Origin of the sequence: Arenimonas sp. (genome assembly GCF_022842045.1) — a bacterium.
GTDB lineage: Bacteria > Pseudomonadota > Gammaproteobacteria > Xanthomonadales > Xanthomonadaceae > Arenimonas.
Window position 1 is genome coordinate 1 of sequence record NZ_JALHQI010000103.1, and the last position, 6,571, is coordinate 6,571.

The window sequence follows — 6,571 nt, forward strand, 5'->3', positions numbered from 1 at the left end:
CGGCGGCGATGCGGCGGCTGCGCGCGTCGCGCGGCCAGGCCGCGGTGCGCGCGTGCGGCGCATCGACGAAATCGGCGTAGCTGCCGGCGAGCGCCGCGGCGCTGGCCGGCAGGCCGCGCGCCAGGAAACGGGCCAGCGCGGACTGGCCTTCCGCCAGCGCCAGCTCGATGCGCTGCCAGCGCAGGTCCTCGCCCAGCTTGCCGCGCGCCTGCAGGGCCGCGAACGGGGCGTCGCAGTAGGCGGGCAGGCCGCTGCCGGTGAGCCAGATCGCCTGCACGTCGGTTTCCCAGCCGGCATCCGACGCGCCGGTGGCCAGGCGCGCCGCCAGGTCGGCGCAGCGCAGCTCCGTGGAGGCCATCGGGCGGTAATCGGCGCGGAACGTCGTCCACTCCTTGCGCCGCGCCAGTTCGACCAGCCAGGCCTCGCGCAGCCACTCGGCCGCGGGCTGGCCGTCGTGGCGCGCCAGCACCGTGCGCACTTCCGCGGCGGTGGCGGTGGCGATGCGCTTGCGCCACAGCGTGGCCTCGACCCAGCCGTGCAGCGGATGGCTGGCCAGGCGCGCGGCGTCGCTGGCGTTCAGTCGCCCTTGCTCGGCGAGCTGGAAACCGCCGACGATGAGCGGGCGCTGCGCCGACAGATCGGCCGGCGCGGCCTGCGGCCGTGCGGTCGCGGGCAGGCCCAGCAGCAGGAAGAGCATGAAAAATCGCAGTGACATGCCGACGAGTCTAGCCCATGGCGCCTGATCGCCCGGCGGTTCGATGAGCCTGGACTGGGGCGTTTACCTCGCGCTGGGCGCGGTCGCCGGCGTGCTGGCCGGCCTGCTCGGCATCGGCGGCGGGCTGGTGCTGGTGGCGGCGCTGGCGTGGCTGCTGCCGGCGCAGGGCGTGCCGCCCGCGCTCGCGGTGCACGTGGCGCTGGCGACGGCGCTGGCCAGCATCGTGCTGACCGGCGTGTCCTCGGCGCGCGCGCACCACCGGCGCGGCAGCGTGCTGTGGCCGACCGTGGCCTGGCTGGTGCCCGGCGTGCTGGTCGGCGGCTGGCTGGGCAGCTTGCTGGCCACCCGCCTGGACGGCGGGCTGCTGCGGACCGGCATCGCCGCCTACTGCTTCCTGGCCGCGGCCCAGCTGGTGCTGGACTGGCCGCGGTCGCGGGCCGAGCGGCCCGATGCCCCGCGCGGACCCGGCTATTCAGCCGCCGGCGGCGTGATCGGTGCGATTTCCGCGCTGGTGGGTATCGGCGGCGGCAGCATGACCGTGCCGCTGCTGGTCTGGCGCGGCGTGCGGCCGGTGCGGGCCGTCGGCACCTCCAGCGCCTGCGGCGTGGCCATCGCCCTGGCCAGTGCCACTGGCTACGCCCTGCATGGCCCGGCGCCCGGCGCGCTGCCCGCGGGGAGCTGGGGCTATGTGTACCTGCCCGCCGCCGTCGCCCTGGCCGTGGCTTCCGTGCTGACCGCGCCGCTGGGCACCCGGCTGGCCCACCTCCTCAGCGGGCAGGCCCTCAAGCGCCTGTTCGCGGTATTCCTGGCGCTGGTCGGCACCAGCCTGGCTGCGGGCGGCGGCCAGGTGTAAGTCACTATCAATGTTAGTGATATCGCGGCTTGATGGGCTGTCACAAACTCTTTACATCTGGTCCCAGCCGGCGCATTGGGGGCAAGGCACCGGTCCCACCAACCCTTGGGGACCACCATGAAGAGCACCCGTACCTCCCGCCTGAGCCTGGCGGTTCGCAGCGCGCTGCTGCTGGCGGCGCTGCCGCTCGCCGCCTCCGCGCAGGAAAGCAGCGAAGAAGAAGGCATCCAGACCCTCGATCGCATCGAAGTCACCGGCACCCGCATCCGCACCGCCGAAGCCGAGGGCCTGGTGCCCGTGCAGCGCATCACGCGCGCCGACATCGACCGCAGCGGCCTCACCTCGGTCGGCGACCTGATCCAGTCCCTCACCGGTTCGGGCTCGGCGCTCAACACCAAGTTCAATTCCAGCGGCAACTTCGGTTTCCCGCCGGACGGCAGCGGCGTCGGCGCGGGTTCCGCGCAGGCCGACCTGCGCCACCTCGGCGCCAAGCGCGTGCTGGTGCTGGTGGACGGCATCCGCTGGGTCAACGAGGCCTCGGCCTCGGGCGTCGGCGCCGCCACCGACCTCAACACCATCCCGCTGGCCATCATCGAGCGCATCGAAGTGCTCGAGGACGGCGCGTCCTCGCTGTACGGCTCCGACGCCATCGCCGGCGTGGTGAACATCATCACCCGCAAGGATTTCGACGGCATCTCGATCAGTGCGCAGTACGGCGAATACGGCGAGGGCGACGGTGCCACCTCCAGCATCGACTTCGCCTGGGGCAAGAGCAGCGACCGCGCGAACGTGTTCATCGGCATCAGCCACACCGACCAGGACGTGGTCTTCTCGCGCGACCGCGCGCAATCTTCGTTCCCGGTGCCGGGCACCGGCGTCGCCTTCGGCAGCTCCGCCACGCCCACCGGTCGCTTCATCATCACCGACCCGAACACCGGGCAGACCATCGACGTCACGCCCAACACCGGCGTCAGCAACCCGGTGTACGACCCGACCCAGGTCGGCTGCGTGCGCACCGACGACTACCACTGCTTCACCACGGCCGACCGCTTCAACTTCTCGCAGTTCAACCTGCTTCTGACGCCGTCCGAGCGCACCGGCGTGTTCGGCCAGGGCCGGTTCCAGTTCAGCGATGCGGTGAGCGGCTACGCCAAGGTGCTGTTCAACCGCCGCCAGTCGACCAACCAGGCCGCGCCCGAACCGCTGTTCCTCGGCCCCGAGGCCGGCACCGGCAACCCGCTGGCCGACAACATCTTCATTTCCGCCCTCAACCCGTTCAATCCGTTCGGCTTCGACCTCGACGGCCGCCTGACCACGCCCCCGGCGAACCGGAACCTGATCCTGATCGGCCGTCGCCCGGTCGAGGGCGGGCCGCGCATCTTCGAGCAGGACGTCGACACCTGGTACGTCGGCGCCGGCCTGGAGGGCGTGTTCGACGCCGGCAGCCGCAGCTTCTACTGGGACGCCAACGTCGCCTTCAGCGAGAACGAGGCCGAGCAGACCAACTTCGGCAGCTACGACATCCGCAACATCGCCCTGGCGCTCGGCGATCCGGCTGCCTGCGCGGCCGTGGCCGGCTGCACGCCGCTGAACATCTTCGGTGGCCCGGGCACCATCACGCCGGAGATGCTGGCCTTCATTTCGCCGGTGGTACGCGACCGCAGCAAGAACGAACTGGCGCTCATCACCGCCAACCTGTCCGGCAGCCTGTTCGAGCTGCCCGCGGGCTCGGTGGATTTCGCCGCGGGCGTCGAGCACCGCCGCCTGGAAGGCTCGTACCAGCCCGACGCGCTGACGGTGGCCGGGTTCTACAACGGCGTGCCTTCGCTGCCGACCGCGGGCAAGTACGACGTCAGCGAGCTCTACGCCGAATTCAACGTGCCGCTGTACGCGAACGAGGGCACGGGCAGCCGCCTCGACTTCACGCTGGCCGGCCGCTATTCCGACTACAGCACCGGCATCTCCGAAGTGACGCCGAAGTACGGCCTGCGCTGGCAGGTGGCCGAGGAATTGGTGCTGCGCGCCAGCTTCGCCGAGGGCTTCCGCGCGCCGTCGATCGGCGAGCTGTTTGGCTCGGCCAGCCGTTTCGACGCCCAGCTCGACGACCCTTGCACCACGCCGCTGCTCGACCCGTCGCTGGCCGCCAACTGCGCGGCGCTGGGCGTGCCCGCCAACTACGTGCAGCCGAACCCGCAGATCTCGATCACCACCGGCGGCAACGAGCAGCTCGATCCTGAGTTCGCCGACAGCTTCACCGCCGGCTTCGTCTGGAGTCCGTCCTTCCTGGAGAACTCGTCGATCGCTGACCGCGTCGACCTCGAGCTCACCTTCTACAAGCACGAGATCGAGGGCGCGATCCAGGCCATCGACGCCCAGACCCAGCTCGACCTGTGCGTGCAGACGCTCGACCCGCTGTACTGCTCGGGCATCAGCCGCGCTGCCACCGGCGGCATCAACGCCTTCGCCAATCGCCTGAGCAACCTCGGCTCGATCAAGACCGACGGTTGGGACGTGGACCTGTCGTGGGCGTTCCCGATGCAGGACTGGGGCCAGCTGAAGATGGCCTGGCGCAACACATTCGTCGGTCGCTACGAGGCGGTTGGCGCCGCCGGCCAGCTGCAGCCGCAGGCGCCGGGCCGCGAGGTGGTGGACAGTGCGATCCCGGACTGGACCTCCAACCTCGTCACCGAGTGGGCAAACGGGCCGTGGTCGGCGTCCTGGACCTTCCGCCACATCTCGGAGCTGCGCGAGTCCTGCGGTCGGGTGGTCACGTTCGCGGTCTGCTCGAATCCGGCGCGCGACACCAACGTGCTCGATGCGATCACCTACAGCGACCTGCAGGTGGGCTACCAGTTCGAGGCGCTGGCCAACCTGAAGCTCACCTTCGGCGCCAACAACGTGTTCGACAAGGATCCGCCGATCTGCGTCTCGTGCTCGCTCAACGGTTACGACGCGTCCACCTATGACATCCCGGGCGGCCGCTTCTTCTACCTGCGCGGCGAAGTCCGCTTCTGATCCACCTCCCCCGCGTCAACCCGGAAAGGCCGCCTTCGGGCGGCCTTTCTTCTGCCCGTGCGCCTTGCGCACGAAACGCCTTACACCTTGGCCTCGCGGCAGCGCCGCCGCCCGCATCACCAGTCCTTCCGCCCGCCGTCTTGCTAGCGCCATCCCTGGCAGCAAACGTCGGCCGTTACGGGCTTCCTGCCCTTCACTTCAGAAGGACTGGTGATGCGTGCGACGTCGCCCCGGAAGCCAGTCGCACACCGCATCGAGGTCAAGAGCGAAGCCAGATCAACAGCGTTTGACCTGGCCCTTGATCTCGAACCGGTGTGCGGCGGTTCGTGCGCAAGGCGCACGCCGCAGTTCAGGGGACTTCGAGTTCGACGGCGACGGCCATGTGGTCGGAGCCGGCCGCGGGGATGGCCTGGTACTGGTTGATCTTGAGGCCGCCGACGAGCACGTGGTCCAGGCAGCGCTGCGGTGCCCAGCTCGGGAACGTCGCGACACGCTCGCTGGGCGGCTCGAGCTTGGTTTCCCGGTATAGCGCACGCATCTCCGGCGCATCGAAATCGCAGTTGAAGTCGCCCATCAGCACCAGCCGCGGCGACTCGGACAACAGGTCGGCGAGGAAGCCCAACTGCAGCTGGCGCGATTTCGCCCCGAGCGAGAGATGCGTGACAGCGAGATCCCACGCCGTGTCGCCCTCGCCGAAGCGCGCCAGCAGCACACCGCGGCCAGCGATGCGGCCGGGCAGGGCGTAGTCGAGCAATTCCCTGGGCTCCAACCGGCTAAGCAGCGCATTGCCGCTGCCGGCGATTCGCGAGATGCGGCGGTTGGGCTGGTGGCTCCAGAAGGGGAAGCCACCGCGCTCGGCCAGGTAGTCGGCCTGGTTGGTGAAGCCCGAGCGCAGGCTGCCCGGATCGCTTTCCTGCAGGCCCACGAGGTCGAAGGGCTCGGCCAGCGCGGCCAGGCTGTCGAGGTTCAAACGCTTGCCGTTGGGCAGCACGTGCGACCAGCTGCGGGTGACGTACTCGCGATACGCGCGCGTGCTCGAGCCCGCCTGGATGTTGGCGCTCAGCAGGCGCAGCGGGCGGGTGGATGCGGGGGATTTGGGCTTGGCGGCCATTCGGGAATGGTGCGGCCGTGCGCGCGCCACCACAAGGCCAAAACTGAACGGGGCCGCAGTGCGGCCCCGGGGGTGTGACGCGCGTCGCGAGCGATCAGCGACGGGCGGCTTCGGCGCGTTCCTTCTGCACCAGCCAGTCGATGGTCTCGACCAGGCCGGCCGGGCCGCGGTCGCCGGTCATCGACGCGCTGTACTTGCCGGCGATGATGACGGTGGGCGTGGCCTGCACGCCGGTGCGCAGCGCGAACTGGCGGGCGCGGTTGAGCTTGGCGGTGACCGCGAAGCTCTGCATGGTCGACAGGAAGGTGGCGCGGTCGGCGCCAAGGCTGGCGTAGTGGTCCGCCACTTCCTCGGGCGACGCCGTCTGGAACTTGCGCGCCACGAAGAAGGCGTCGAAGGTTTCGTTGTGGGTCTTGTCCAGCATGCCCATCGCCTCGGCGGCGAAGAAGCCGCGGGCGAAGTTGTCGCCGGGGCCGCCGAAGGCCGCCGGGACGTAAACGAAGCGCACGTCGGAGGCCAGGGTCGGCTTCCACGCGTCGATGGTCGGCTGCAGGTTGGCGCAGTGGATGCAGGTATAGGCGAACACCTCGGCCACTTCGATGCCCGGGCCGGAGGCGTAGGTCGGCTGCGGCTCGGCGAGCACGGTGTAGTCGGTGCCTTCGCGCGGCGCCTTGGCCGGGTCCGGCATGGCCGGGAGCTCGGCGGCCGGGGCCTGCGCAGCGGCTTCCGGGGTCGAAGCCTCGGCGGCCGGTGCCTCGGCGGCCTCGCCTTCGGCCGGCGCGGCGGCTTCGGCTTCGGCGGTGGCTTCGGGCGCTTCGGCGGGTGCGGCCTCGGCGGCCGGCTCTGCGGCGGGCTCAGCGACCGGCGCGGACGGCGC

Annotated in this window: 4 protein-coding genes and 1 pseudogene; 2 read left to right on the forward strand and 3 right to left on the reverse strand. The window is 70.6% G+C overall.

All coding sequences use genetic code 11. The features are described 5' to 3' along the window. Nucleotides 1–715: pseudogene (locus Q0C12_RS14285) on the reverse strand (lytic murein transglycosylase); the annotation flags it as partial. Nucleotides 716–758: 43 nt separating this feature from the next. On the opposite strand from Q0C12_RS14285, the gene Q0C12_RS14290 reads away from it, so the two are divergent. Further along, nucleotides 759–1,568 carry a sulfite exporter TauE/SafE family protein gene (locus Q0C12_RS14290; protein WP_290891351.1) on the forward strand — a complete coding sequence of 270 codons (810 nt, stop codon included), beginning with the start codon at nt 759–761 and terminating at the stop codon, nt 1,566–1,568. Between the two features lie 117 nt (nt 1,569–1,685). Further along, nucleotides 1,686–4,583 carry a TonB-dependent receptor gene (locus Q0C12_RS14295; RefSeq protein WP_290891353.1) on the forward strand — a complete coding sequence of 966 codons (2,898 nt, stop codon included), beginning with the start codon at nt 1,686–1,688 and terminating at the stop codon, nt 4,581–4,583. A gap of 349 nt (nt 4,584–4,932) precedes the next feature. On the opposite strand, the gene Q0C12_RS14300 is transcribed toward Q0C12_RS14295, so the two are convergent. After that, a complete protein-coding gene (locus Q0C12_RS14300; protein ID WP_290891355.1) occupies nt 4,933–5,694 on the reverse strand; it encodes an endonuclease/exonuclease/phosphatase family protein in 762 nt (253 codons plus the stop codon). 94 nt (nt 5,695–5,788) lie between these two features. Further along, nucleotides 5,789–6,571 (reverse strand): thiol:disulfide interchange protein DsbA/DsbL (locus Q0C12_RS14305; protein ID WP_290891357.1); only part of this gene is annotated, 783 nt, incomplete at its 5' end.